At 60.0% G+C, this 24716-nt stretch carries 30 protein-coding genes; 14 read left to right on the forward strand and 16 right to left on the reverse strand.

Going from position 1 to position 24716, the window contains the following annotated elements; all coding sequences use genetic code 11:
- Window position 1: 1 nt before the first annotated feature.
- The 3 genes from IE093_RS06160 to IE093_RS06170 are packed head-to-tail and all read right to left on the reverse strand — an operon-like array spanning window position 2 to window position 2552.
- Window positions 2-1471 carry a hypothetical protein gene (locus IE093_RS06160; RefSeq protein WP_189467233.1) on the reverse strand — a complete coding sequence of 490 codons (1470 nt, stop codon included), beginning with the start codon at window positions 1469-1471 and terminating at the stop codon, window positions 2-4.
- Entirely contained in the window at window positions 1468-2148 is a 681-nt protein-coding gene (locus IE093_RS06165; protein WP_189467235.1) for a cytochrome c biogenesis protein CcdA, read from the reverse strand. Before IE093_RS06165 ends, IE093_RS06160 begins: the two co-directional genes overlap by 4 nt.
- A complete protein-coding gene (locus tag IE093_RS06170) occupies window positions 2145-2552 on the reverse strand; it encodes a MerR family transcriptional regulator (protein ID WP_189467237.1) in 408 nt (135 codons plus the stop codon). The genes IE093_RS06165 and IE093_RS06170 overlap by 4 nt, the downstream gene beginning before the upstream one ends.
- Window positions 2553-2719: 167 nt before the next feature.
- Between IE093_RS06170 and IE093_RS06175 the strand changes: the two genes are divergently transcribed.
- Both IE093_RS06175 and IE093_RS06180 read left to right on the forward strand, forming a co-directional pair.
- A complete protein-coding gene (locus tag IE093_RS06175) occupies window positions 2720-3766 on the forward strand; it encodes a DUF3179 domain-containing protein (RefSeq protein ID WP_189467239.1) in 1047 nt (348 codons plus the stop codon).
- On the forward strand, window positions 3763-4299 hold the full coding sequence (locus IE093_RS06180) for a hypothetical protein (protein WP_189467241.1): 537 nt from the start codon (window positions 3763-3765) through the stop codon (window positions 4297-4299). Before IE093_RS06175 ends, IE093_RS06180 begins: the two co-directional genes overlap by 4 nt.
- A gap of 79 nt (window positions 4300-4378) precedes the next feature.
- Here the strand turns inward: IE093_RS06180 and IE093_RS06185 are convergent, their stop codons facing one another.
- Together IE093_RS06185 and IE093_RS06190 are read right to left on the reverse strand one after the other, a co-directional pair.
- Complete coding sequence (locus IE093_RS06185) at window positions 4379-4603, reverse strand: zf-HC2 domain-containing protein (protein ID WP_229803298.1); 225 nt, start codon at window positions 4601-4603, stop codon at window positions 4379-4381.
- The gene (locus IE093_RS06190) at window positions 4603-5193 is read right to left on the reverse strand and encodes a sigma-70 family RNA polymerase sigma factor (RefSeq protein ID WP_189467243.1); all 591 of its coding nucleotides are present in this window, start codon (window positions 5191-5193) and stop codon (window positions 4603-4605) included. The genes IE093_RS06185 and IE093_RS06190 overlap by 1 nt, the downstream gene beginning before the upstream one ends.
- A gap of 300 nt (window positions 5194-5493) precedes the next feature.
- On the opposite strand from IE093_RS06190, the gene IE093_RS06195 reads away from it, so the two are divergent.
- Window positions 5494-5904: a hypothetical protein gene (locus tag IE093_RS06195; protein WP_189467255.1), complete on the forward strand. Its 411-nt coding sequence runs from the start codon at window positions 5494-5496 to the stop codon at window positions 5902-5904.
- Between the two features lie 26 nt (window positions 5905-5930).
- On the opposite strand, the gene IE093_RS06200 is transcribed toward IE093_RS06195, so the two are convergent.
- Both IE093_RS06200 and IE093_RS06205 read right to left on the reverse strand, forming a co-directional pair.
- The gene (locus IE093_RS06200; protein ID WP_189467263.1) at window positions 5931-6587 is read right to left on the reverse strand and encodes a TIGR04282 family arsenosugar biosynthesis glycosyltransferase; all 657 of its coding nucleotides are present in this window, start codon (window positions 6585-6587) and stop codon (window positions 5931-5933) included.
- Window positions 6577-7269 carry a TIGR04283 family arsenosugar biosynthesis glycosyltransferase gene (locus IE093_RS06205; RefSeq protein ID WP_189467265.1) on the reverse strand — a complete coding sequence of 231 codons (693 nt, stop codon included), beginning with the start codon at window positions 7267-7269 and terminating at the stop codon, window positions 6577-6579. The genes IE093_RS06200 and IE093_RS06205 overlap by 11 nt, the downstream gene beginning before the upstream one ends.
- A gap of 185 nt (window positions 7270-7454) precedes the next feature.
- Between IE093_RS06205 and IE093_RS06210 the strand changes: the two genes are divergently transcribed.
- The 11 genes from IE093_RS06210 (at window position 7455) to IE093_RS06260 (ending at window position 17904) form a co-directional block, all read left to right on the forward strand.
- On the forward strand, window positions 7455-7769 hold the full coding sequence (locus IE093_RS06210) for an EthD family reductase (protein WP_189467267.1): 315 nt from the start codon (window positions 7455-7457) through the stop codon (window positions 7767-7769).
- Window positions 7770-7792: 23 nt separating this feature from the next.
- Complete coding sequence (locus tag IE093_RS06215; protein ID WP_189467269.1) at window positions 7793-8572, forward strand: YiiX/YebB-like N1pC/P60 family cysteine hydrolase; 780 nt, start codon at window positions 7793-7795, stop codon at window positions 8570-8572.
- A 607-nt stretch (window positions 8573-9179) separates the two neighbouring features.
- A complete protein-coding gene (locus IE093_RS06220; RefSeq protein ID WP_189467561.1) occupies window positions 9180-9848 on the forward strand; it encodes a cytochrome C peroxidase in 669 nt (222 codons plus the stop codon).
- A gap of 92 nt (window positions 9849-9940) precedes the next feature.
- Entirely contained in the window at window positions 9941-10642 is a 702-nt protein-coding gene (locus tag IE093_RS06225; protein ID WP_189467271.1) for a DUF6969 family protein, read from the forward strand.
- A 382-nt stretch (window positions 10643-11024) separates the two neighbouring features.
- A complete protein-coding gene (locus IE093_RS06230) occupies window positions 11025-12584 on the forward strand; it encodes an NfeD family protein (RefSeq protein ID WP_189467273.1) in 1560 nt (519 codons plus the stop codon).
- 6 nt (window positions 12585-12590) lie between these two features.
- Complete coding sequence (locus IE093_RS06235) at window positions 12591-13373, forward strand: slipin family protein (RefSeq protein ID WP_189467275.1); 783 nt, start codon at window positions 12591-12593, stop codon at window positions 13371-13373.
- On the forward strand, window positions 13370-14287 hold the full coding sequence (locus tag IE093_RS06240; protein ID WP_229803302.1) for a DMT family transporter: 918 nt from the start codon (window positions 13370-13372) through the stop codon (window positions 14285-14287). The genes IE093_RS06235 and IE093_RS06240 overlap by 4 nt, the downstream gene beginning before the upstream one ends.
- Before the next feature lie 387 nt (window positions 14288-14674).
- Complete coding sequence (locus tag IE093_RS06245; RefSeq protein WP_189467277.1) at window positions 14675-16165, forward strand: SulP family inorganic anion transporter; 1491 nt, start codon at window positions 14675-14677, stop codon at window positions 16163-16165.
- A 109-nt stretch (window positions 16166-16274) separates the two neighbouring features.
- Window positions 16275-17129, forward strand: a complete 855-nt coding sequence (locus tag IE093_RS06250; protein ID WP_189467279.1) for a universal stress protein — start codon at window positions 16275-16277, stop codon at window positions 17127-17129.
- 43 nt (window positions 17130-17172) lie between these two features.
- On the forward strand, window positions 17173-17514 hold the full coding sequence (locus IE093_RS06255; RefSeq protein ID WP_189467281.1) for a TraR/DksA family transcriptional regulator: 342 nt from the start codon (window positions 17173-17175) through the stop codon (window positions 17512-17514).
- A gap of 30 nt (window positions 17515-17544) precedes the next feature.
- The gene (locus IE093_RS06260; RefSeq protein WP_189467283.1) at window positions 17545-17904 is read left to right on the forward strand and encodes a RidA family protein; all 360 of its coding nucleotides are present in this window, start codon (window positions 17545-17547) and stop codon (window positions 17902-17904) included.
- Between the two features lie 5 nt (window positions 17905-17909).
- On the opposite strand, the gene IE093_RS06265 is transcribed toward IE093_RS06260, so the two are convergent.
- From IE093_RS06265 to IE093_RS06305, 9 genes are all read right to left on the reverse strand, one after another.
- Window positions 17910-18518: a hypothetical protein gene (locus tag IE093_RS06265; RefSeq protein ID WP_189467285.1), complete on the reverse strand. Its 609-nt coding sequence runs from the start codon at window positions 18516-18518 to the stop codon at window positions 17910-17912.
- Between the two features lie 98 nt (window positions 18519-18616).
- Complete coding sequence (locus IE093_RS06270) at window positions 18617-19309, reverse strand: LolA family protein (RefSeq protein ID WP_189467287.1); 693 nt, start codon at window positions 19307-19309, stop codon at window positions 18617-18619.
- A gap of 72 nt (window positions 19310-19381) precedes the next feature.
- Window positions 19382-19978, reverse strand: a complete 597-nt coding sequence (locus tag IE093_RS06275; protein WP_189467289.1) for a 4'-phosphopantetheinyl transferase superfamily protein — start codon at window positions 19976-19978, stop codon at window positions 19382-19384.
- Between the two features lie 5 nt (window positions 19979-19983).
- Complete coding sequence (locus IE093_RS06280; RefSeq protein WP_189467291.1) at window positions 19984-20427, reverse strand: excinuclease ATPase subunit; 444 nt, start codon at window positions 20425-20427, stop codon at window positions 19984-19986.
- 72 nt (window positions 20428-20499) lie between these two features.
- A complete protein-coding gene (locus IE093_RS06285; protein ID WP_229803304.1) occupies window positions 20500-21759 on the reverse strand; it encodes a beta-ketoacyl-ACP synthase in 1260 nt (419 codons plus the stop codon).
- Window positions 21759-22484, reverse strand: coding sequence for a 3-oxoacyl-ACP reductase FabG (gene fabG / locus IE093_RS06290; protein WP_189467293.1), 726 nt, complete (start codon window positions 22482-22484; stop codon window positions 21759-21761). Before fabG ends, IE093_RS06285 begins: the two co-directional genes overlap by 1 nt.
- Window positions 22481-22975, reverse strand: coding sequence for a hotdog family protein (locus tag IE093_RS06295; protein ID WP_189467294.1), 495 nt, complete (start codon window positions 22973-22975; stop codon window positions 22481-22483). Before IE093_RS06295 ends, fabG begins: the two co-directional genes overlap by 4 nt.
- On the reverse strand, window positions 22968-24161 hold the full coding sequence (locus IE093_RS06300) for a beta-ketoacyl-ACP synthase (RefSeq protein WP_189467296.1): 1194 nt from the start codon (window positions 24159-24161) through the stop codon (window positions 22968-22970). The genes IE093_RS06295 and IE093_RS06300 overlap by 8 nt, the downstream gene beginning before the upstream one ends.
- Window positions 24146-24715, reverse strand: a complete 570-nt coding sequence (locus IE093_RS06305; protein WP_229803306.1) for a DUF3261 domain-containing protein — start codon at window positions 24713-24715, stop codon at window positions 24146-24148. Before IE093_RS06305 ends, IE093_RS06300 begins: the two co-directional genes overlap by 16 nt.
- Window position 24716: the final 1 nt, after the last annotated feature.

Here is a 24716-nt window from a genome sequence, read left to right on the forward strand (position 1 = left end):
CCTATCGCCGAAGGTCCGCGAGCCGCTCCGCCGGCAAGAACGGATCGGCCCGGTCTTCGTGCGACATCACCAACATGTTGGCAAGGAATAATGCCGCTGCCGTGTGGAAGTGTCGGTCCGAGACATGCCACGTCCCGTCTTCACGAACGACGCCGCCGGCGAAGACGGGGGCGACGCCGGTCTCGACCGGCGCAGGCAAGTCGGGGTGTGCAAAGGCGCCCTCGGGATGGTCGTCGCGGTAGTCGGCGGGAACCAGCGGCAATGGGCTCGACAACAGCAGCCCGCCGTGCACGAGCACGGTTTCGAGGAATTGCGGATAGCGCAGGGCTGCCTCTTCTGCCAGATCGGCCGGCCCATGCCAGCGCATGGCGTTCAGCGCGGCGACCACGGCGGCTGTGGTCTCTGGCGTGTAGGCGGTCCGTCCGCCGGTTGCGAATGCACCGAGCCGATCATCCCACGTCGGCAGGAGCGTCTGCCGGAACAGCACGCCGGCTGCCTTCGGATACCTCTCGTCGGCTAGCAGGCGGCCGGCCTCGGTGAGTCCATAGATGGCCAGGGCAGTATCGCTCAAGGAGGCCTCCCCAAGCTGCGCCAGCGCATCGGCGTGGTTTCGCGCCAGCGTCAGGGCTTTCTCGCGCCGGTCCGCGTCCTCCGTGGCGAGCGCATAGCGGCCCAGCGCTTCGATGGCCAACGCCTGCCCTGCGGTCGATGTCGGCGGCAGGGACTCGACGGCGTCGAACGCCAGCGTCGCGAGTTCGCGGTAATCGTTCGCGTCGACGAGATCGCGATAGGCGGCGTGCCAGTAATCGTCGCGGGAACTCGTCGCCGCCAGGATCAGGTTGGAAACGCCCCACAGGACGATAGCCTGATCGCGGGCGACCGGTTCCGCGAAGGCGTCGTCGGCACCTCGGGCCGCGAACAGGCCTTGCTCCGTTAGCAGCTTCGTTTCAAGCGTATGCGCCTGGGCCTGGGCCTGTGGCAGCATCATCAGCGCGATCCGCTTGTCCGCCTTGCGGGCGTGGAAGGTGAGGTGGAACTCAGGGCTCGTGATCTTGATAAGTGCCCAGGCTTGGGCTGCCGGGTCGAGCGTCCGGTCGAAGGTTTCCGGATCCCAGCGCAGCGTCGCCGGATCGGAAAAATCGGGCGTCTGGATGAAGCCGGGATCGCCCGCGGCGTAGACGACCCCGACTGTCGCCATGTCGGGCATCGGTGGCCGCGCGACGTAGCCTGCATGCTTCAGGATGTCGTCGGTGGTCGACATGGAGATCGAGAGCGGCTCGCCCAGTCCGCTGAACATTACGGCGTTGGCGAGGGTCGAGCGCGCCGCCCAGTGAGCCGCGACGTCGACGGTCTCGGGCCCGTAATGGAAACCGTCGTCAGCGTTGGCGGGCATAGCCGCGACTAGGGTGGTCAGAGTGAGGCCGATGCAGGCCAACGTCAGGACTCGAGGGGTGCCGATGCGTGACATCATGACCAATCCTCCAGATTGACGAGGAGGGCGAAGCTGATCGACCACAGGCCGAGCGCGATCAGCACCAGGCCGGTCCAGACAGGAATCCGTCGTGACAGGCCTGCGAGCCGGTCGAGCGCACGCCGGACCGGTGCGAAGGCGGCGGCAAGCACCAGCGGCAGCGACAGCGCGAGGCCGAAAAGTGCGAGTGAGACAAAGCCGACAACGATTGGCCGGCCGGCGGCGCCGCCCGCGGCCGCCGCGCCGAACAGCGCGAAGATCAGTGGTGCAGCGCAGGCCGGGATGTTGATGCCGAACAGCACGCCGAGCGTGGCGGAGCCGCGGCCGCCCGAAATCGTGGAAAGACGCGGGCCAATGGTGCGCATCAGGAAGCTGGCCTTACCCAGCATGTAGAGCAGCCCGATCGCGGTATAGATCGCGCCCAGGACGATCCACGCTGCTTTCTGGAAGCCAAGGAAGGCGGTGCCGAGCCAGACCGCCGATGCGCCCAGCAGGCCGATGAACAGGCCGCGCGTCAGCGCGAAGACCGTGACTTGCGACAGCTTGGCGAGCCGGTCCTTGCCTTCGAGGTATTTGACGAAGACAAGGCTCGAGCCGACCGAGCAGGGCTCGACGAAGCCGAGCAGCCCGAGCCCGATCGGCAGCAGCACCAGGTTCAGCAGGTCGATGCCGCTCACTCGTTGTGCTCCAGGGCGCCCAGGATGGAACAGCACTGTAGCGCACCCTCGCCGGGACAATGCGCGAGCAACTCGGTGAGCTCCTGGCGAATGTGTTGCAGGCGTTCGATCTTTTCGTCCACATCCTGCAGCTTGGCCATGGCGCGACGCCGTACGTCACCCGCATCGGCATGAGATGCCAGGCGTAGCGACAGCAAGTCGGCGACTTCACGCAGTGAGAAGCCGAGTTCCTGGGCACGGCGAATGAAACGTACCCGTCGCACCGTGTCATCGGGATAGACACGGTATCCGCCGTCGCGAGGCTTGGGAGGTTGTGCGATCAAGCCTTTTCGTTCATAGAAACGAATGGTCTCGACCCCGACACCGGCGGCCTTGGCGGCCTTGCTGATGGTCGTGGCGTTCATGGACGTAGCCTCTCAATCTCCGCTCTGATCAAAGTAGGGGCCGTACCGTGGTACGGAGTCAAGGGGGCGGGCAGGTAACGACCGCGACCGGAGAGTCGTGTAAGGAACGAAGCGGCGTGGCGACGAATAAAGTGACGTGCCTGAAGGTTACTGCCGTGAGGTGTCGCATGCCATCCCTGAGTGCTTTCAAGGTTTCCTTGCCCTTGGCAGTATTGTTGTTGCCCCTGTCCTCGGCACTGGCCAGCCCACCGGTGGTCGACCCGCCGCAAGTGCCCATCGCCTATTCGCTGGAGGCGTTCCGCTCGGCGGTGCGGTCTGGCGGTCCCGGAAAGGATGGGATTCCCTCCATCGACAGGCCGCGCTTCCAGTCCGCCGAGCAGGCCGATGGCTTCCTCGATGACGAGGATATCGTGATTGGTGTCTATCGCCATGGCGAAGCCCGTGCCTATCCGCAGCGGATCCTGGTCTGGCACGAGATCGTCAATGACGAATTCGCCGGCGAGCCGGTCAGCATCACCTATTGCCCGTTGACTGGGACGGCGCTGGGCTTCGCCCGGGGCGACACTGAGCTGGGGGTGTCGGGAAATCTGGTCAACAGCAACCTGGTGATGTACGACCGTGCCACCGATAGTGAATGGCCGCAGATTCTCGGGGTGGCCATCGATGGCCCCCTGAGCGGGCAAGGGCTCAAGGAATTCCGTGTGTTCTGGACCACTTGGGGGCAGTGGAAGGCACGTCATCCCGATACTCAGGTGCTTACCGACCAGACCGGCTATGTGCGTAATTATCGACGTGATCCCTATGGTAGTTATCGCCCCCTATCGGGGTATTACCATCCCGATAGTCGCCGGCTCTTTCCGGTCATGACCCGTGACGCGCGCTATCCACCCAAGACGATGGTCCTGGGGGTGCGCACTTCGGATGGGGCTATCGCCATCGACAAGGATGCCTTACGCGAGGAGGAGGTAGTCGACGTTTCTCTGAATGGCAGCCAGTATACCGTGGTACATGATCCGGGGCTGGATACCGGTTGGGTGTTCCGCAATCCCGACGATATCGACATCGAGGCATCGAACCTGACCTTTGGTGCTGAAGGCGTCAGCGGTGCCGGGCTCGAGAACCTGGAGACGGTCAACGCCTTCGAGGCCATGTGGTTCGCCTGGGCGGCCTTCTATCCGGAGACCACCGTATACGAAGGACGGGGGGCGCCATGAAGGCCATGTTGGCATTATCGGCCACTTTGCTGGAGCATCCTGGCACGCGAGCCGTCATTGGCGTGGTCGCGATTGGCTATGCCTTGCTGTACCTGTGGCTGAGCGGCGATATCGCCGGGGGCGGCAGTGGCGTGCATGCCAGCTTTCCGGCCTGGGAACGCGTGTTCGAATGGCGTGCACCGTTCCAGTTCGAACCGATCGGTCTGATCGCTTTGGGGCCGCTGGTGTGGACCTTCAGTCCGATCAATGCCTTTCTGGCGCTTATCATGGGAACACTGGTGGGGCTGAATCTGGCGGCCGGCTGGCTGGCTTGGCGGGCACCGCGCGTTTGCCGGACGCGGGGGGCTAGTGCTGGTTTCTTCGCTGCGATTCCAGCACTGCTCGCTGGTGGCGCCTGTTGCGCACCGCTGGTGTTGATCTGGTTGGGGCTGCCGATTGCCGGTGCCGTTGCCGGTATCGCCCCGGTCTTGATCCCCGCTGCCATCGTATTGCTACTGGTGGGGTTGTGGGGGCTGTCAAGATCGCTGGCTTGAGTCGCCTCTCTCGCTTGGTTTGGAGGCGAATATCGCGTTACGAGGGCGATTATGTGGTGATGTTCGTTATCTCGCCATGTCACTCGTTGTGAGCACCTCCCCCGTTGTCGGGAGTATCGCTCACGAATACTTCGAATCTGTGTCCCACTTCATGCAGCAAGGTAAACTGCTTGTTGCATTCCGTGCACGCATCACACATGGCGAGGTGCAGCTTCAGTGAAAGTTTCTCCTGGAAACTCAAGGGGGCATCCAGACGTTTGGACATCAACCGAGTGGCTTCTTTGCACATCATCATCTTGAACATCAGTTCTCCTCCGACAGCCAGCCGCGTTCGATGCAGGCACGTAAGCGGAGCCTGGCACGATGCAGGATGACCCAGCAGTTGTTCTCCTTGATACCTGCCTCCCTGCAGATTTCCTCGGTGGTCAGTCCCATCAGTTCCCTCATCGAAAATACCCGGGCGATATTGTCCGGAAGGGCGATCATGCAGGTATCGAATACTTGCCAAAAGCGCTCATTGAGGAAGGCCGCTTCAGGGTCTCCCCAACTGGCAGGCTTAGCCTCTTCCTGCCATCTCCCGTTCTGCTGAAACAGCCTGTCGATAGCATCTTCATCCAGTTCGTGCTCGAGAGGTTGCCATCTGCCATCGCGTCGTTGGGCGCGCAAGGCGTCGAGTATCTTGTACTTGAGGATGCCGAAGACCCAGGTCTCGTAACCCGAGCGGCCGGAGAAGCTTTCATCCTTTTCAATGGCGGCGGCAAGCGCTTCCTGAACGGCATCTTCGGCCTGAGCGAGGTCTCGGAGCTGTAGGCGGGCAAACGATACCAATCGTGGCCTGACCGCACTGAGGCGCTGCATCCTCTCGTTCTTCTCTTCACTCTCTGATCCCGACATCTCATGACTTCCATCTGGGTTCAATGGGTCATGATGAACATCTGGTGTTAAAGGTCAAGTGGTTTGCAATGATTTTGTCGTGTCATGAGGGAGATGCCTTACACCTATAGCTAAAAATATTATGTTATGTCTTGGACTGTTTTTTTATATGAAAATGAGAGACATGTGTAATGAATGCGTCACTTTTTCTACTAAGCAATATGGAGTCGTTGGGGGATGACCCATATCGGGCCATGTGGTGATGTGAGAATTCCAGAAGGACGTGGGTTTTCGCTGATTGAAAGATGAAGGGGAAATGCCATGAACCGCTCGAACCTTGTGATCAGTCTTTCTGTTGCATTGATGCTTGGTCTTGGTGGCGTGGACTATGCGCTGGCAATGTCAACGCCAGAACTACCGCATAATGGTGCTTCAAGCCTTCGACTTGTTCCTACGTCATACGTGGACCGCTACTTACTGAATGTTGATTCGCCAACACGGATTAGAATAAGTAGTGAAAGTTGGGGGTCCATAGGTGTTAATATGATAATAAAGGCGTGTTTATTGGATCAGGATAATAATGTGGTAAGTACTGCCAGGCAGCGTGATGGGAACTTTGTGATTGACGAAACCTTGCGGCCGGGCCGTTATATTCTGGAGGTGGAAGGTCAGGAGATGAGTGATAGAATACAAACCAATAATCGATATAGTGTCAGGACTATAATATTTTAATTGTGTTTTGTTTTAGTTAAGGGCCGTCAAGCATAGTCGCTTGGCGGCTCTTTGCATGACAGCTCCCAGCGCTCGATATCTTCCGGGCGATCGATGTCCCATACCTCGGCAGGGCAAACGATGTTCCAGCCCAGTTCCTCGGCGCGTCGACGGGTCTGGGACATGACACGTTCGGTTCCCCAATCTATATGCTCGAAGAGACGAATGTGGGAATGATGCGTACCGACCAGTGCATAGCCACCATCTTCCGCCGGAAGAAACACGGCATCGGCGTTTTGCAGAGCACTCCAGCATTGAGACAACAGGGTAGGTGACAGCACTGGGCAATCACAGCCAATGACGAGACCGGGTCCCGGCATGGAGAGCAGGGCGTAGTGCATGCGCATACCCAGGTCACCTTCGGGCTGAGGATGTAACGCAATGCCGTGATGCTCCGCCAACTCCAGAAACAACGGATGCGAATGGTCCAAGGCTGTCCACAGCACGATGTGGTGCGCTGAGGTCGCCTCGAGGGCAACAGCCAGTGTATGGCGTAGTAGGCGTTCGTGCAGTTGGGCGGCGCCTTGCTCTCCGAGGTGTGGAATCAAGCGTGTCTTGACGCGCCCTGGCACCGGTGCCTTGGCCAGGATGGCGAGTGGGAAATCCCTCGGCGTATGGCGGTCATCGTGCCTTCTATCGTGCATGCCGGTACTCCTTGGCCAGTTGTTGGCTATCGGCGCCGCGCCAGTACCGGTAACGCAGACACCACATCAGCCATATGGTGGACCACAGGCCGTGACGCTCCCAGCGCCGAGCGGAACTGACCACGTGCGCGCGCAGGCAAGCCGGGCGTGATAGTCGTTTCAAGCGCTTCGAGATCTCGATATCTTCCATCAGCGGCTGTTCCGGAAAGCCACCCACGGCCTCGAAGGCGCGGCGCGTCATGAAAAGCGCCTGATCGCCCGTGGCGATACCGCTGAGCCGTGAGCGAACGTTCATGGCCAGCGCGATGACCTTGAGCATTGGGTGGTGTCCTTGGAGCCGGATATTGAACCTTCCCCATTCGTAATCATCGGACAATGCCTGTTGGATCTCGTCAATCGAGCCATCGGGCAAGCGGCTATCGGCATGCAAGAACAGCAGGATGTCGCCTTGGCTGGCCTGGGCTGCGCAATTCATTTGTACCGCGCGCCCGGGGTTGCTGGATATGACATGAGATGCCAGGGGGGCGGCAAGCGTGGGGGTATCATCGCGGCTTCCACCATCGACGACGATGATTTCAATCCTGTCATCTCCGAGCGCTTGCAAGCCGGCTAGCTGGGCTTCGATGCGCTCGGCTTCGTTCAAGGTCGGAATGATGATGCTGATGAGGGAGGAATTGGTCATATCGAGTCCCAGCGAAATCCATTTAGTCGTGCCGATGACAAAAAGCTTACACCGACCCTGCCTTCCCCTGTTGATTTTTCCGGTACGAAGGTCAGTAAGGATCCGCTGATTACCAAGACAAAGAGATGACGAGGACAGGCCGTGGAATGCTCGTGTCTAGAGGACGACAAGAAAAGGTGGCGGCGATGATAGACATTCTGGTGATGTATCCGAACAGGGATGGGATGACGTTCGATGAGGACTACTACTTGGATCATCACACACCCTTGGTCGCTCGTTTGCTCGGTGACTATGGGTTGAAATTCATTCGAGTGGTCAAGGGTATCGAGCGCGACTCCCCCTTTTTCCTTGTGACACACATTGGGTTCGAAGCCAAGGAGGAATTCAATAAAGCGATCGATGAAGTTGGGAATGAATTGTTCGAAGATATTCCCAGATTCACCGATGTCGAACCCTTGATACAAATAGGAGAGCTGATGGTGAATGATCGTATACCATAGCTCTTGAAATAGGAGTAGCGAACATGAACTCGCTACTGCACCACATAGGGTACCGCCTTGGCTGTTGGCTGACATGTCCGAGGCCGCAATATGAAATGTTGCTAAACTATCAGCCCGATAGTTTGATGAGGTGCTTGCGCCCGGGAGACGTACTCTTGGTTGAAGGTACATCAAGAATCAGCACGGCGATCAAATATCTGACCCAATCTTCCTGGTCGCATGCCGCGCTTTATGTCGGTAAGGGCAGGGCAGGTGGTTCTCTACACGGTTGCAGTGATGAATTCGTCGAAGCGGATGTCGTGGAAGGAGTCAGGGTTGTCGGTTTTGACGAATTCAGAGGCTATAACCTGCGTATCTGTCGACCGGTGGGGCTGCGACAGGAAGATATCGAAGCAGTGGTTGAATTCATGTGTCAGCGTGTTGGCTATCAATATGACTTGTGTAATATCTTCGATTTGGCTCGTTATCTGCTGCCTATTCCTCCCGTGCCGAGTCGCTGGCGGCGACGAATGTTGGGGTTGGGCAGCGGTGAGCCGACGCGAGCGATATGCTCGACATTGATTGCCCAGGCGTTTCAAGCTATCGACTATCCCATTCTTCCCGAGCATGTCTGGAAAGACGATGAATCACTTTGCCAGGGTTGCCGAAGAAGGGTGCTGAAAAAGCGGCACTATACGCTGTTCACGCCAAGAGATTTCGACTTTTCTCCCTATTTCCTGATCGTCAAGCCAATATTGGAAGCCGGTTTCACGCCTTATGCCCTGAGCTGGACGGAGGAAGAGCGTCTCGTCATCCCGGATTAAGCGTCCCCGTTCGATCAATACGTTGCGCGCTATATTCAAATTTGTAATAAATATATATTAAAATATGCTAAGCGGGGGAGGTGGAGAGTGTAAGACATCCCCGTTGCTTTCTACCAAAGAGCGACGCGCAACGGTGAGGCGTCTTTCCCTGACGACTTTTTCCTCACAACAAACGATGGAGCGAGAGCCATGATATTCAAGAAACGCTTTCCTTTCTCTTGTACCAGCAAGATGACATGTACGCTGGCGGGGGCCTTGCTGACCATATCGATGGGCGGGGTCGCGCTACAGGCGGCGGCATCCAGTGGCGACAACCCTTGTGCCGGAGCCAACCCGTGTGCCGTGATGCAGACTTGTTGTGGAGCCAACCCCTGCGCTGGGAAGAATCCATGTGCCGGGGCCAACCCCTGTGCCGAGACGAATCCGTGCGCTGAAAAGAATCCGTGTGCCGAGGAGTACCCTTGTGAGGCGAACGGCTGTGGTGCCTGCAGCCCTTGTGGTGCCAACCCCTGTGCCGAGAAGAACCCGTGTGCTGGAGCCAATCCCTGTGCCGAGAAGAATCCCTGCGCTGTAGGGGCGTCTTCCTGACAACAACGGAGCGAGAGTTATGACATTCAAAAAACGCTTCCCCTGTACCGGCAAGGTGGCGTGCACGCTGGCAGGGACATTGTTGACCATATCGATGGGCGGAGTCGCGCTACAGTCGGTGGCAAACAGTGACGCACCCAATCCCTGCGCCGGAGCCAACCCTTGCGCCGTGATGCAGACTTGTTGTGGAGCCAACCCCTGCGCTGGGAAGAATCCATGTGCCGGGGCCAATCCCTGTGCCGAGAAGAATCCCTGCGCCGCCGCCTGTGGTGCGTGCAGTCCATGCGCGGCGGAAGGTAAGAACCCCTGCGCGGTCAAGCGTCCCGAAGGCTACACTCCGGGATACAGCGAGTCCGATGAAAATCCCGAAGCCTTGATCGCTCAAGGCAAGGATCTGTTCCAGGATACGAGTCTGAGCACCAATGGCATGTCCTGCTCAAGTTGCCATGGGGCCGATGGCGATCAGGGCTATCAAGCCACTTTCGGCCAGGCGTTTCCCCACCGAGTTGCCATGGGCCAAAACCTCTATGGTATGGAGGTGGTACATGCCGACGAGATGGTCCAGATATGCATGATCACTCCGATGGCAGCAGACCCTTTGGCCTGGGATTCGGATGAGTTGGCGGCACTCTCCGCCTACACTGTGGAATTGCAGCGGCGCGAAGCTGGAGAGCCTCATAGCCTATAACACGCACCCTTCGGTGATTGCCGCAATGGCGGGTATGGGGAAGCCCATGCCCGCTGGGGCGTGTGTGGTGGACTCCTAGGCAGGAGATACTCATGTCTTCACTCGAAGCGTTTGCCATCGGTGAACCTATTTCGACCCCAAGCCTCGAGAGTTATTCCCGGGAACAATTGCAAGCCATGGCAGAGGCTGCAAGGGAGGCTCTGGAATGCCAGCGGGTATTGAAAAAAGTCGGCCTCAACCTGGTTGGTGAGATCCTCAAGGGGCAGGGCAAATTCGTACAGTTCAACCATTATCCCGACGGTGACGTCTACGACCGCGATACCGGCAGCCAGTACTATTATCATGCCCACCGCGAAGGCGAGCATGGGCACTTTCATCTATTCAATCGTCCTGCCAGGGACAATCAGCAGGGCAAGGTCAAGACACCCACTCACCTGATCGCCATCTCGATGGATCCTTGGGGGCTGCCGATCGGGCTGTTTACCACCAATCGCTGGGTGACGGGGGAGAAATGGCGCCGCGCCGACAAGACACTGGCGTTGGCCGATGCCTTCGAGATCGACCATGCCTGGCCGTCTTGGCCGGTCAACCGTTGGGTCACGGCCATGCTGCGCTGCTATCGCCCTTATCTGGAGGTATTGTTGGCGCACCGGGATCGCGAGATCGAACGCCTGCAGGCATCGCAAGACGATGTGTTCGAGAATCGTGACGTGGAAGTGATCGGTCAACTGCCGATCGACCTGCCGAACTGGTCGAAGCAGTTGGAGGAGACCTTGTCCCGAAGGGCGGCATGAACGTTCGTCCACCCCGGTAATCACGTCAGGGCTTTGTGGGCCTGCAAGGTATCAGGGGGCACGCAGGGGGCGCTGCTCAGGCAGCGCCCCCGTTTTACGTTTAAGGCAACCCTTCGACAGGAAAATCGTCAAACCTCGAATCTTATCTATCTTTATGAGGTATATAGCGATGAATGGAGCCTGACGGCATACGGCGAAGCCGCCATTGGACGGGAGCATGATGTCATCTGACCGTCGACCGGCTCGTGGAGCGTGACAAGGACCGACATGCGGAGCACCGATCTGAACGTGGGGAGGTCATAATGAGAGACGCAGGGCAGTGAACTAAGCCTCCTGGGCTTGCATCACAAAGAACGAAGGCCATTGCCGTAGGGAGCTTGACATGGGCACGTCCGATACCGGTATCCGAGGCAAGGTGCTTGCCGTCTGCAGTCTGCTATGCCTGGTATTGGGGGTGGTGCTGGCTTGGCAATCCTGGGCACAGGAGGATACGCAGAAGGCCGAGCGGCGCAGCGCCTTGGTGATGACGATCGACGGCGCCATCGGCCCCGCCATCAGCGATTACTTCACGCGCGGGCTCCGCGAAGCCGAGAAACGCAATGCCGAGATCGTCATCGTAGAGATGAATACGCCGGGTGGACTGGATGCCTCCATGCGCGACATGATCAGTGCCATGCTGGGGTCACCGGTTCCTGTGGCTATCTACGTTTCCCCCAGCGGCTCGCGAGCGGCTAGTGCTGGCACTTACCTCATGTACGGCAGTCATGTCGCCGCGATGGCGCCTGCCACGCATCTTGGTTCGGCGACGCCGGTACAGATAGGCGGTGGCGGCGGGTCACCCTTTGGGGGGGGTGATGAAGAACCTGACGGTGGTGGAAGTGACAAGGAGTCTGGCGAGGAAACCACCCAGGGCGAGGGGAACAATGACGGTGGCGAGCAGGCTGCCGACGAGAAGGCTAGCGACGAAGAGCAGGCCAAGCCCGAGGCGTCACCCCGGCGCGGGGAAACCGCCATGGAGCGCAAGGTGCTCGAAGATGCGGTTTCCTATATCCGCAGCCTGGCCGAACGCCACGACCGCAACGCCGACTGGGCCGAAGCCGCAGTGCGAGAAGCCGTCAACCTGACGTCCAACGAAGCACTGGAGCGCAATGTCATCGATGTAGTGGCCAGCGATATCAACGATCTGCTGGCGCAGATCGATGGGCGCGAGGTGGTCATGGATCGCGGTGAGTACCTGCTACAAACCGCGGACCTGACGATCGAACGCTTCGATCCCGACTGGCGCACCAAGCTGCTGGCAGTCATCACCAATCCCAACGTGGCCTACTTCCTGATGATCATCGGCTTCTACGGCCTGATCTTCGAGCTTTCCAGCCCGGGTAGCCTGGTGCCCGGCACTATCGGCATCATTTGTCTGTTGCTGGCGTTGTTCGCCTTTCAGGTGTTGCCGATCAACTTCGCCGGGCTGGCGTTGATCGTGACCGGTATGGCCCTGATAGTAGGGGAGGCGCTGATGCCCAGCTTTGGCATCCTGGGGATCGGCGGCATTATCGCATTCGTCATTGGCTCGGTGATTCTCATGGACGCGGAAAATCTCAGTATTTCCATTCCGATGATCGGGGGGATCGCCCTGCTGGCGGCGATACTCATGTTGTGGACCATGACTCGCTTCATGGGGCTTCGCAAGCGCAAGCCGCGAACCGGCCAGGAAGAGCTGCTCGGCTCGCGTGCCGTGGCGGTCAGCGACTTCCAGGGCGACGGTCGAGTCAGACTGCATGGCGAGCTATGGAAGGCGCATGCCTCTATGGAGGTCCACAAGGGAGACGAACTGACCGTGGTCGGGATCGATGGTCTGACGGTCGAAGTCGCGTCCTGTGATGAGGCGTCACGATCCAGCGAGTCACCGTCGTCGCGGAGCAGTCAATCGCAAGCCAAGGAGTAGAGAGCCATGTTGATTACCTATCTCGTACCGCTAGTCCTGGTGCTGATGTTTCTGGCGGCCTCGATCCGCATCCTGCCGGAGTACAGGCGCGGTGTGGTGTTCTTCCTGGGGCGTTTCCAGGCCGTCAAGGGGCCGGGGCTGTTCATCGTCATCCCCGCCATCCAGAAAATGGAGGTGGTCGATCTGCGCGTGATCACCATGGACGTTCCCGAACAGGACGTGATTTCCAAGGACAACGTCACGGTGAAGGTCAATGCGGTGCTGTACTTCCGGGTGGTCGATCCGGAAAAGGCCATCATCCAGGTCGAGCATTTCGTCAACGCGACCAGCCAGTTGGCTCAGACCACCTTGCGTTCGGTACTCGGCAAGCACGACCTCGACGAGATGCTTTCCGAACGCGACAAGCTCAACGATGATATCCAGGAGATCATCGATGCCTCGGCCGAAGGCTGGGGGATCAAGGTCGCCAACGTCGAGATCAAGCATGTCGACCTTGACGAAAGCATGATTCGTGCCATCGCGCGCCAGGCCGAGGCCGAGCGCGAACGGCGCGCCAAGGTGATTCATGCCGAAGGCGAATTGCAGGCCTCCAAGAAGCTGGTCGAGGCCGCCCATGTCATGTCGGCCAACCCGGCGGCCTTGCAATTGCGCTACTTGCAGACCATGAACGACATGAGCAACAAGAACGCCTCGACGATCGTCGTACCATTGCCCATCGATCTCATGGAGGCTTTCCGGTTCATGAGACAAGCCAAGAGAGCGAGTGACCAGGGTACTTCTCAGGAGTGAGTCGGACCGTTCTTTCCCATCACCAGCAAGGGCTAGTGATGACTGCTGGCGGTGCGCTGATCATTTCTCCGGATGCCTTGTTGATCAAGCTGATCGCGCTGCCTGATGCACAGATACTGCTCTGGCGTGGGCTGCTTACTGCGTTGGGCTTCGTGATCATCGTCGCACTGCGCAACGGGCGGAACTTTCTCAGTGCTTACCAGCGTTGCGGCTGGACCGGCATCGGCGTGGCGGTGCTATTCAGCTTTTCGACCTTCGGGTTCGTACTCGGCAATCAATACACCAAGGGCGGCAATGTGCTGATGATCCTGGCCGGGGCGCCGTTGATAGCAGCACTGCTGTCGCGGGTCTTCCTGCGTGAACGTCAGCCGCTGCGTACTTGGATTGCCATCGGCCTGTGCATGCTGGGCACCTCGCTGATCGTGGTCGATGATGCCGGTACCGGTTCCTGGCTGGGCAACGGCTTCGCGTTGCTGGCGGCTTTGGCCCTGGCCGCCAACTTCACTCTCTGTCGTACTCGTCTGGGAATCGACATGAGCCCTATGCTGACCCTGTCGGGCGTGCTGGTGGCGTCCATGGCCGCGCTGGTCGGCGGGGCCACCCATGGTCTGGCCTGGCCGCCAGTGGAGAGTGCCGTCCTGTTGGTACTGCTGTGTCTATGCCTGCTGCCTCTGGGGTTCACCCTGATCCAGCGAGGCCCCCTGTACTTGCCTGCCGCCGACGTGGGGCTGCTGATGCTGATGGAGGTGGTGGTCGGAACGCTGTGGGTATGGTGGATCCTTGGCGAACGGCCGGCCCCCATCGCCATGTTCGGTGGGGCTCTGGTGCTGGGCACCTTGTTCGCAAAGGGGCTGATCGAACGGCGTCGTGAGCGTCGGTTGAGACTTGAGGATGCGGGTGGGAGGCTTTCCTGATAGAATCCATCGCTCGTGATTAAGACCGTGATACGACGAAAGTCGAAAGCGGCATTTATCCTCAGACGAGCAACGGGATTCGACTTACCGTGATTGGTAACACTGCATACCACGTGCCCCTGACCGGGTGCACTCCGCCCTAGCGCGTATCTCCCTCTCTTCGCGGTAACGGTTCCGAGACCTCCTGCAAGGTCTTCATGGAAGCGTCACCGACTGGCATCAAGCTGATGTCGTCGCGCAATACCGGGTTAACCGAACAACCCGAATGTCTGGCTGGCGATGCCTGCTTCCCCATGTGGGAGCGTAGCTGAGTTAGTCTCGCACCCTGTTGCCGTTTCACCCCCCTGGCGCCTTCGGGCATGACTTGACCCTCGACTGGACCGCAGAATGATACGATCCATCAAGCAAGACTGGTTTTCCAATCTCAAGGGCGACACCCTCTCCGGCATCGTGGTGGCACTGGCGTTGATCCCGGAGGCCATCGCCTTCTCGATCATCGCCGGCGTCGATCCCAAAGTCGGCCTCTACGCTTCCTTCTGTATCGCTGTCGTCATCGCCTTCACCGGCGGGCGACCGGGCATGATCTCGGCGGCCACTGGCGCCATGGCACTGCTGATGGTGACTCTGGTGCGCGACCATGGTCTGGAGTACCTGCTGGCCGCGACGCTCTTGACCGGGGTGCTGCAAATCACCGCCGGCTACCTCAGGCTGGCCGACCTGATGCGCTTCGTGTCGCGCTCGGTGGTCACTGGGTTCGTCAATGCCCTGGCGATCCTGATCTTCATGGCCCAGTTACCCGAGCTGACTGGTGTGACCTGGCATGTCTATGCCATGACCGCTGCCGGATTGGCCATCATTTACCTGTTCCCCTATTTGCCGGTGATCGGCAAGAGCGTACCGTCGCCGTTGGTCTGCATCGTGGTGCTGACCGTCGTCTACATGGTGTCGGGCATGGAAATCCGTACCGTGGGGGATATGGGTGAGCTACCCGATACGTTGCCGGTGTTCCTGTGGCCGGACGTGCCGCTGACCCTCGAGACACTGATGATCATTCTGCCAACCTCGGTGATGCTGACCGTGGTGGGGCTGCTGGAGTCGATGATGACCGCCACCATCGTCGACGACCTGACCGATACGCGCAGCGACAAGAACCGTGAATGCAAAGGTCAGGGCATCGCCAATATCGGTGCCGGTCTGCTGGGAGGTATGGCGGGCTGCGCGATGATCGGCCAGTCGGTGATCAACATCAAGTCCGGCGGTCGTACCCGGCTGTCATCGCTGATTGCCGGCGTGGTGCTGTTGATGATGGTGGTGTTCCTCTCCGACTGGGTGTCGCAGATTCCAATGGCGGCCCTGGTGGCGGTGATGATCATGGTCGCCATCGGTACCTTTAGCTGGAGCTCGATCCGTGACCTCAAGAAGCACCCCCTGAGCACCAATATCGTCATGGTGGCCACGGTGATCGTGGTGGTGGCGACTCATAACCTGGCGATCGGCGTCTTCGTCGGGGTACTGCTGGCGGCGATGTTCTTCGCCAACAAGGTCGGCAACATCCTCTATATCGGCTCTCGCGAGATCGAGGAAGGTCGGGGCCGCGAATACCAGGTGGTGGGGCAGGTGTTCTTCGCTTCCTCGGCACGCTTCATGGACGCGTTCGACTTCAAGGAAAGCGTCGAGAAGGTCATCATCGACCTCTCGCGCGCCCATTTCTGGGATATTACCGCGGTCGAGGCCTTGGATCGGGCGGTGATCAAGTTCCGACGCGAGGGCACCGAGGTGGAGATCATCGGCCTCAACGAGGCCAGCGCGACCATCGTCGATCGCTTCGCCATCCACGACAAGCCCGATGCCGTCGAGAAGCTGATGGGTGGCCACTGATCGTTGAGGGAGGCATAGTGATGCAGGGTGTTCAGTACCGGCACAATATTGTAGAACGGAATACCAGCGCCGGTTTCAAAGAAAATAAACGCCAGCAAGGAAAATGACGATGACCGATCAAGTGATGGCCGCCATCGACGGGTCGCAGTTCTCGACGGCGGTATGCGACTACGCCGCCTGGGCCAGCTTGGCGCTCGGTGCGCCACTGACCTTCTTGCACGTGGTCGACAACCATCCGCAGACAGCCGAAGCCGATCTATCCGGCAACATCGGCCTGGGGTCGCGTGAGCATCTGCTGGAAGAACTGGCGTCACTGGACGAGAAACGCGCCAAGCTGGCTCAGGAGCAGGGGCGGTTGATGCTGGATGCCGCCAAGTCGCGTGCCATCGAGGATGGCGTCACCGAGCCGGGGACCCGGCAGCGCAACGGAGAACTGGTGGAAACGCTCACCGAGCTGGAAAACGACATTCGGCTGTTGGTGATCGGCAAGCGTGGCGAGACGGCGCATCAGGCCAGCGAACACCTGGGGTCCAATCTGGAGCGGGTGGTACGCAGCCTGCACCGACCGATCCTGGTAGCGCCTGAGACCTTCGAACGACCTCAGCGGGTGATGATCGCTTTCGATGGCAGCAAGACCACGAGCAAGGGCGTGGAGATGATCGCCAGGAGCCCGCTGTTCAAGGAGATCGCCGTGCATGTGGTGATGGTCGGGGCCGAAGTGGCGGATATGCGCTCCCAGCTCGACTGGGCACTGAGGACTCTGAGCGATGCCGGTTTCGAGGCGCATGGCGAGATTCGTGCCGGTGAAGTCGAGGAAAGCCTGCGTACCTATCAGCAAGAGCACGACATCGATCTGTTGGTAATGGGGGCTTATGGCCACTCGCGGATTCGTCACCTGCTGGTCGGAAGCACGACTACGGCCATGTTGCGCAAGGCCACGGTGCCGGTGCTATTGTTGCGTTGAGTGTTTGGTGCCGCACGGAATTTGCCGTGCATAGGGGGAAAGGGTGAATCATCCCGAACTCGATATCGACGCTATTGCCGAAAAGCTTCGCGAGAATCGTGCTCAGTTGCTCGAATCGAGTGAGTCCACACGTGATGCGCGTAGCACTGTGGAGTTGGACCAGACCTCGGTGGGCCGCTTGTCGAGGATGGATGCCATGCAAGGCCAAGCCATGGCCAAGGCCGAGGAGGAGCGCCGGAAACTGGCCGTCCGACGCATCGATGCCGCGCTCTTGCGTATCGAGCAAGGCAACTTCGGTGAGTGTATCGAGTGTGGGGAATGGATTGCCGCCAAACGACTGGAGTGGGATCCCACGGTGCTGAAATGCATCGATTGTGCGGATTGAGCCACTTGTAAATGAAGACAAGGAACTTACATGACCATCATTCGACATGATGCCCAGGCACGTATGAGCCGTGCCGTGATTCACAATGGCGTGGCCTATCTGTGTGGCCAGGTGGCGGGCCCGGAGGCCCGGTACGGCGACATTACCGCCCAGACCGAGAGCATGTTGGCACGCCTCGATGCCCTGCTCAAGGAGATCGGTTCCGACCGCGAGCGCCTGCTGTCGGCGACGATCTACCTCAAGGATGGCGAGGACTTTGCTGCCATGAACGCGGTTTGGGATACCTGGGTACCGGAAGGCCATGCCCCCGCGCGTACCTGTGTCTGTGCGCCGATGCCCGCCGATGAACTGAAGGTCGAGATTACCGTCACAGCGGTGGTACCGAGCTAGGGAACCTAACCTTCCTCTTCGATGGGGAGCCTACGCGGCTGGTGGCGCAGGAAGGCTGCCAGCCGCTCGTCCTCGCACTCTCCCACCTGACAGAGCTGGCTGGCGAGTTCGGCATACTGGCGTAGAATCGGCTCGATCAGGCGCATGCGCGTCGCATCGCCCTTGGCCTCCTCGGCTTCATTTGCCAACCATTCGAACAAGCGCCCCAAACGCGCAATGTTGGGGTCGCCACGACCGGTATTTTTACGCAGGGCATCGACGGCGAGACAGCGCAGCACGCTACGCTTGTTGGGGTCCAGGCTCTCCTTGGCGAGCAGGGCTTCGGCTTGGTGCACGAAGCGTTCCATGAGCTGTGCCGTTTCCACTGCACGAAGTTGACGGCTCTGTGCCTCGAGGCTCGTGGCCAGGGCCTTGTGCTGGGCTCGCAGGCCACCGATCAGCGCGACCAACATGATCAACAGGCTCATGATGGCAGCCAGGGCCAGCACGAAGAGCCCCAGGGGAGCCAGATGTTCCGGCGCCAGTGGCCAGCTTAGTCCGCTGACGGCGATTCCCAGCGTTCCTATGGCGAGCGTGACGGCAATGATCAATATCCAGACGGCGGTGGATGGCATCCCTGGAACTCCTGGTACGGCCAGCGCAAGAAAATGAAAAGGCATATGGGGTTATCGGCAGGCCACTGGGATACCTGAAGCCCGATGACCATGGACGGTTATTTCTCCTCCTCCGCGTCCCCCTCTTCTTCATCTTCGGTCTCGCTTTCTTCCGTGTCGTCGCCAGGTTGCTTGAACCATTCACTGAAAAAGGTCTGCAAGGAGACATCGACCAAGGTGCGCTGGTTTTCGAACTCGACAGTCAGTTCATCGCCGTTGGCGGCCAGTAGCGTGATTCGCTCGAGTAACTCCGCCCCTTCCAGGGTCAGCGTGCCGAGCCAGGTTTCCAGTGGTGGAGCCAGTGGGGTGAGCTGTACCTGCCACTCATCGGGCTCTCCCTTCAGCTTGATATGATAGTAGTGTGAGAGTGCCGGCCAGTTGCCTCCGATCAGGTCGACCAGTTGTTGGGCGAAGGCGAACCGGTTGGCCAGCGCCATGATATCTGCCGCGTCCTCTTCTTCCTCAGCGTTCCATGCCCGTGGAGCTGTCATGTCGGCGTAGAACGATACGGTGGTGTCCACGGGGGTGAGTAGTTGCCAAATCACCCGCTGGTCGCGTTGGTAGATAAAGCGCCCCTGGCTGTAGAGTCGCGTTTCCTGATCGGCCAGCCAGCTACGTTGCTCGAACTGCCCCTGAATGGTGGTAGGCTCGGACAGTTGGGAGCGTAGCGCTTCGAGATCGAAGGCAAGCGCCGATGGGGCAATGACGGATAGTGAAAACAGCGCTGCGATGACGTGTCTTGGCAAAATCACGATCTTCCGAAACGAGCGGCGTCAGTCCAAAGGGATGGAAGGCTCTTATCCTACTCCTTGCTGGGGCGTTTCTCACGCCCATTCATGCTTGGTCAACGAGATATCAGGTAGGGTATGAATCGTCAGGCTTTTCGAATAAGAGGTGATGGCCAGCGTCCAGCCGTTAGCCTGCCACAGCCACGCATGGACATCCCCGCGCGGGGCAAGTCGCTCCAGGCGGGTTGCGAATATGCTGGTGGGGGACTCCTCGTTCAGGCTTGCCAGCTTGTAGAGCGCTTCGTGCAAGGTCCAGGCACGGTAGAAGGCATCGAGAGGAGGGGTGGCGGCAAGGATAGTGCGTTGTACATCGGGCTCGGGCAGCAGATCGACGAGAGACGCGAGACGCGAGGTATGCCGAGATCGTGCGTGCTCGAGGTCGATTCCGACCGGGGTGGTGGCAAGCCCCGCGACGACGCGCCGGTCACGGTGACTCAGGCACGCCTGCCAGGGTGAGGGAAGGGATGGATGCCGTGGTGCGCCGCTTCCTCTGGGCGACCAGCCATCCAGGGGGCAGTCGAAGCCATGGCGTGCCGCGAGCCGGGAGAGCAATTCTCGCCCCAACCGCGACAGGCAAGCCCCGCTGCTACCAGCGGGGGCTTGTGCCAAGAGCAGGTCGAGGCGATCTGTCATCCCGTTCAGCGCAGGGTGACGACATCGCCACGCAGAGCCACACCGGCCATCAAGGCCCCGGCATGACATTCGTATTCGGTGCGTGACACCATGGGATGGCGTTTGTAGAAGCTTTCGATGTTGATGACGGCATTGCCACCTTCGGACTTGACACGTTCCTGCAAGCCAAGCAGTGCCGAGAGCATTACCCACCGACAGGCTTCCTCATCGGTTTTGTTGAAGGCGTTGGTCTTCTTGTTGGTAATGTAATTGCCGTGTCGCGCAACGACTTCGCCATGCGGGCTGTCGGCAAAGAAGAAGCGGATGCTCGGATCGAGTCGTTCCTGGGCCGCGGGCGTGTTCATGGCCTCCTCGATGGAAAGCATGTGTTGGGTATCCCGGGCTTGGCTCGTCGTGGCCACTAACAGGCTGCCGAAAAGGATGCCGAGTGCAAGAAGTCCCTTGGTCATCTGGTGTTCCCTTCTTCATGGTCAGGTTATGGAGCTGGTTGTCAGCCCCGTGAAAGACGCCTGATGGCGTCATCATGGCCAGCGGCGGAAAATCAGCGAAGTGTTGATGCCGCCGAAGGCAAAGTTATTGCTCATCACGTATTCGCAGTCGATGCGCCTCGCTTCGCCACATAGGTAGTCGAGATCCGCGCAAGCGTCATCGGGCCGCTCGAGGTTGGCAGTGGCATGAAACCACCCTTCGCGCATCATCTCGATGGCAACCCAGGCTTCCAGTGCGCCACAGGCTCCTAGCGTATGGCCGGTAAAACTCTTGAAGGCGCTGATCGGCAGCCTCGAGCCGAATACGGCATGCGTGGCGTGACTTTCGGCGATATCGCCACGATCGGTGGCGGTACCGTGTGCGCTGACGTAGCCGATCTGTTGCGGTCGTAGCCCGGCGTCGTCGAGTGCCTGGCGAATGGCCTGTTCCATCATAGTGGCGTCGGGCTGGGTGACATGGCGGCCATCGCTGTTGGTGCCGAAGCCAACCAATTCGGCGTAGATATTGGCACCGCGCGCCTTGGCGTGTTCGAGCTCTTCGAGAATCAGGGTGCCGGCACCTTCACCGATTACCAGCCCATCGCGCTTGGCATCAAAGGGGCGCGGTGAGGTATGGGGAGCATCGTTGCGCGTGCTGGTAGCGAACAGCGTATCGAAGACCGCGGCCTCGGAGGCCGATAGCTCTTCGCATCCGCCGGCAATCATCGCTGTCTGACGGCCGAAGCGAATCGCTTCGAAAGCGTAGCCAATGCCTTGACTGCCTGACGTGCAGGCGCTCGAGGTAGTATGGATGCGTCCACGCACGCCGAGGAAGACGCCGATGTTGACCGGAGCGGTGTGGGCCATCATGCGGATATAGGAATTGGCATTGAGCCCATCGGTCGACTTGTTGATCAGCATGTTGCCGAAATCGGCCACTGCATCGGGCTCTCCCGCCGATGCGCCGTAAGCGATACCCATCTGGCCGCTACCCACCAACGGGGAGTCGAGCAGACCTGCATCCTCCAGTGCCAACTCGCTGGCACGAGTGGCCATCTGTGCACCCCGGCCCATGCTGCGTAGCGTTCGCCGGTTGTAGTGGCTGGGAAGGTTGAAATCAGTGACCGGAGCGCCAAGGCGAGTATTGAGCCCCTCGTAGACGTCCCAGTCGTCAATGCGTTGGATGCCGCTCTTCAATTGGGTGAGGCGCTTGCGTATGCTCGGCCAATCATTGCCGATCGGCGAAAAGCCGGCCATGCCCGTAACCACCACACGGCGGCCGAGTCCATCCTTGCGTAGCATGTCGCCTGGCATCAGCACATTCCTCCATTCACGGCGAACACCTGCCGAGTGATGTAGCCGGCATCGTGTGAGCACAGGAAGCCTACCGTGGCGGCGACTTCCTCGCTGGTGCCGGTGCGGCGCATGGGAATCAACTTGAGCGCTTCCTCGGTGACCAACTCGTCGGTCATGTCGGTCTCGATCAGTCCCGGAGCCACGCAGTTGACCGTGATTCGGCGCTTGGCCAGCTCTACCGCCAGCGCTTTCACCGCACCGATCAGGCCGGCCTTGGCGGCGCTGTAATTGACCTGGCCGCGATTGCCCATCAACCCCGAAACCGAGGACATCACCACGATACGGCCTGGTGCACGGCGGCGAATCATCGGCATGACCAAGGGTTTGACCACGTTGTAGAAACCATCGAGATTGGTGTGGATGACGCTATCCCAGTCCTCGTCGGAGAGGGCGGGAAAGGCGCCATCGGCGGTGATGCCGGCGTTGCAGACCAGTGCGTAATAGGCGCCATGAATCTCGATATCGGTTTCGATGGCATGCCGCGCCGCTTCGCGGTCGGCGACATCGAAGCACAGCACACGGGCGCTGCGCCCCAAGGCGCGAATGTCGTCGGCGACCGTTTCCGCGGCCTCCTTGCGATGACGGCAATGCAGCACGATATCGAAGCCATCCCGCGCCAGACGCAAGGCAATGGCACGACCGATGCCGCGGCTCGAACCGGTGACCAGAATGGTATCGGTCATGGGTTGCTCCCTTGTTGAATGGCCTCCAGCGCCTGTCGCGACTCGGGCTGAAAGACGTTGAGCGTGGCGGTGGCGAGTTGTTGGCCGTCGTTGTCCAGCAATTGCCCGCGAAAGGCCCCCAGGCCGTTATCGGCGCGGAAATCGAGTTCGACCTCGATGCGTATCGGCTGGTCGAACGCGAACAGTGGCGTCTGGCATCGATAGCGTCGGGTGCCAAGCAGAAAGCCGATTTTCGGTGTATCTCCCTGGTTCACGGCCTGCACGCCAGCCCAGGCAGCAACGGCCTGGGCGAGCCATTCGAGTCCCACCCAGCCGGGTATGCCATTGGTGCCGGCGAACAGGTCGTCGCGGCGGGGAGTCACTTCGGCATGTAGATGTTCATCTCCCACCTCGAGCAGGGTATCGAGCAGGCACATGCCATGGTGGTGCGGCACGTAGGGGGCAATGTCGCAGGGCAGATCGAGCCTTTTGGGTGTCGGGGAATCAGTCATGAAAACGCTCCAACAGCAAGGCGATATTGTTGCCACCGAAAGCGAAGGCGTTGCTGAGCGCGCGGCTACAGTCGCGTTTCGCAGCCGTGGCGTAGGCCAGCGGCGGCAGTTCTGGATCGAGCTGGCCATCGTGAACCTGTGGCGGTAATCGACCGGCGTCGAGGGTCAGCCAGCAGAAGGCCGCTTCCAACGCCCCGCAGGCGCCCAACGTATGGCCGGTCAAGGGCTTGGTCGAGCTGCACGGCAGTGAGTCGCCGAAGACATGGGCGACGGCCAGGGCTTCCATGCTGTCATTCTGACGGGTCGCGGTACCGTGCAGGTTGAGATAATCGATGGTTGTGGCTGGTACTCGGGCCATATCCAGTGCTGCCTGAATGGCCGCGATGGCGCCCTGGCCGTCGGGGCGGGGAGCGGAGATATGATGGGCATCGCTGGTCTCGCCATAGCCGCTGAGCTGGATACCGCCGGATTCGGCGGTGACCAGGAACAGTGCCGCGGCTTCGCCCAGGTTGATTCCATCGCGGTTGGCCGAGAATGGCTGGCAGGGGCTGTCGCTGAGTGCCTCGAGTGAGGCGAAACCATTGACGGTCAGGCCGCAGAGACTGTCGGCGCCACCGGCGATCACCGCATCGCAGGCACCGCTTGCCAGCAAACGCTTGGCACTGGCCAGGGCTCGTGCGCTCGACGTGCAAGCGGTGGACAGTGTATAGGTCGGCCCCTCGAGGCCGAGCCGCTCGGCGACGAAACACGCGGGGGAACCGATTTCATGGCGCTGATAACGGAAGTCCGCTGGCCAGTCGCCTTCCCGTTGGCGGATGGCCAAGGCGATTTCGGTCTCACCAATGCCTGAGGTGCTGGTGCCGAGGACTACCCCGATGCGTGCCTGGGGGTTGCGCTGGCGAAAGGAGTCGATTGTTGGCTTAAGCCGTTCCAGTGCCGCGGCCAGCAACTGGTTGTTTCGGGAGCGGTGCGCCGGTGGCAAGCTGCTGGCATCGGGCAAGGAGGACGTTATCCGTCCCAGTGGCAGTGGGCGGCCAGGAGTAAAGGCGTCGTCGTACACCAGGCCGCGACGGCCGCTGAACAGGGCCTCGGAGATTGTCCCCAGGTCGTCGCCCAGGGGGCAGACCAGTGCCGGAGGCAAGAGACGGCAGGGCTGTGCCTGCAAAGGGGTCAATCGGCTGGGCATGTAGCTGCTATCCGGTCGGTGTCGTCGTCAAGTGGTGCGATATACAAGCGATAATCACCCTCGAAATCGTCGATGATACGGCATTTGGCGCTGCCGGTGATGCGAGCGATGGCTCGGTTCCGGTAGCGGATAGTACGGTCCTCGCGATCTTCCACCAATGACCAGTCGCTGGCAGCGAAGGCTTGTACCAACGCCGGTGACGGCCACAGGCTCCAGGCCATGCGGCTGGCAAGCCACTCAGCCGAAAACGGTGGATCGAACGCTGTGTTGGCAAGGAAGCGGGCGCCATGGTCGTCATGTACCAGGGTCAGCAAGCGTTGGCCTTGTGGGCTTAGCAGGGCCAGGCGCAGCGATCGTTCGTCGTGACGCAAGACGCCGATCAGTTCGTGGCGCTGGTCCTGATGGTGGAATGTCAGGCGTTGCATCCGCGTGTCCGTTTCGGGCAGTGCCGAGAACTTGGGCGGTGGTGGATTGAGTGGCTGTCCGGCACAGCCGACCAGCAATGCCAGAGCGGCGGCCAACCATGCATGGCGCAGAAAAGGATGAGACTTCACG

Origin of the sequence: Litchfieldella qijiaojingensis (assembly GCF_014651875.1) — a bacterium.
Classification (GTDB): Bacteria; Pseudomonadota; Gammaproteobacteria; order Pseudomonadales; family Halomonadaceae; genus Litchfieldella; species Litchfieldella qijiaojingensis.

Coding starts and splice junctions, on each gene's coding strand:
- IE093_RS06195 (WP_189467255.1), top strand. CDS start 5,494: ATGAACCGCTCGAACCTTGTGATCAGTCTTTCTGTTGCATTGATGCTT.
- IE093_RS06260 (WP_189467283.1), top strand. CDS start 17,545: ATGACCATCATTCGACATGATGCCCAGGCACGTATGAGCCGTGCCGTG.
- IE093_RS06220 (WP_189467561.1), top strand. CDS start 9,180: ATGACATTCAAAAAACGCTTCCCCTGTACCGGCAAGGTGGCGTGCACG.
- fabG (WP_189467293.1), bottom strand. CDS start 22,484: ATGACCGATACCATTCTGGTCACCGGTTCGAGCCGCGGCATCGGTCGT.
- IE093_RS06245 (WP_189467277.1), top strand. CDS start 14,675: ATGATACGATCCATCAAGCAAGACTGGTTTTCCAATCTCAAGGGCGAC.
- IE093_RS06175 (WP_189467239.1), top strand. CDS start 2,720: ATGCCATCCCTGAGTGCTTTCAAGGTTTCCTTGCCCTTGGCAGTATTG.
- IE093_RS06250 (WP_189467279.1), top strand. CDS start 16,275: ATGACCGATCAAGTGATGGCCGCCATCGACGGGTCGCAGTTCTCGACG.
- IE093_RS06300 (WP_189467296.1), bottom strand. CDS start 24,161: ATGCCCAGCCGATTGACCCCTTTGCAGGCACAGCCCTGCCGTCTCTTG.
- IE093_RS06285 (WP_229803304.1), bottom strand. CDS start 21,759: ATGCCAGGCGACATGCTACGCAAGGATGGACTCGGCCGCCGTGTGGTG.
- IE093_RS06205 (WP_189467265.1), bottom strand. CDS start 7,269: ATGACCAATTCCTCCCTCATCAGCATCATCATTCCGACCTTGAACGAA.
- IE093_RS06265 (WP_189467285.1), bottom strand. CDS start 18,518: ATGCCATCCACCGCCGTCTGGATATTGATCATTGCCGTCACGCTCGCC.
- IE093_RS06210 (WP_189467267.1), top strand. CDS start 7,455: ATGATAGACATTCTGGTGATGTATCCGAACAGGGATGGGATGACGTTC.
- IE093_RS06280 (WP_189467291.1), bottom strand. CDS start 20,427: ATGACCAAGGGACTTCTTGCACTCGGCATCCTTTTCGGCAGCCTGTTA.
- IE093_RS06235 (WP_189467275.1), top strand. CDS start 12,591: ATGTTGATTACCTATCTCGTACCGCTAGTCCTGGTGCTGATGTTTCTG.
- IE093_RS06170 (WP_189467237.1), bottom strand. CDS start 2,552: ATGAACGCCACGACCATCAGCAAGGCCGCCAAGGCCGCCGGTGTCGGG.
- IE093_RS06190 (WP_189467243.1), bottom strand. CDS start 5,193: ATGTCGGGATCAGAGAGTGAAGAGAAGAACGAGAGGATGCAGCGCCTC.
- IE093_RS06225 (WP_189467271.1), top strand. CDS start 9,941: ATGTCTTCACTCGAAGCGTTTGCCATCGGTGAACCTATTTCGACCCCA.
- IE093_RS06215 (WP_189467269.1), top strand. CDS start 7,793: ATGAACTCGCTACTGCACCACATAGGGTACCGCCTTGGCTGTTGGCTG.
- IE093_RS06295 (WP_189467294.1), bottom strand. CDS start 22,975: ATGACTGATTCCCCGACACCCAAAAGGCTCGATCTGCCCTGCGACATT.
- IE093_RS06200 (WP_189467263.1), bottom strand. CDS start 6,587: ATGCACGATAGAAGGCACGATGACCGCCATACGCCGAGGGATTTCCCA.
- IE093_RS06180 (WP_189467241.1), top strand. CDS start 3,763: ATGAAGGCCATGTTGGCATTATCGGCCACTTTGCTGGAGCATCCTGGC.
- IE093_RS06185 (WP_229803298.1), bottom strand. CDS start 4,603: ATGTTCAAGATGATGATGTGCAAAGAAGCCACTCGGTTGATGTCCAAA.
- IE093_RS06230 (WP_189467273.1), top strand. CDS start 11,025: ATGGGCACGTCCGATACCGGTATCCGAGGCAAGGTGCTTGCCGTCTGC.
- IE093_RS06160 (WP_189467233.1), bottom strand. CDS start 1,471: ATGATGTCACGCATCGGCACCCCTCGAGTCCTGACGTTGGCCTGCATC.
- IE093_RS06275 (WP_189467289.1), bottom strand. CDS start 19,978: ATGACAGATCGCCTCGACCTGCTCTTGGCACAAGCCCCCGCTGGTAGC.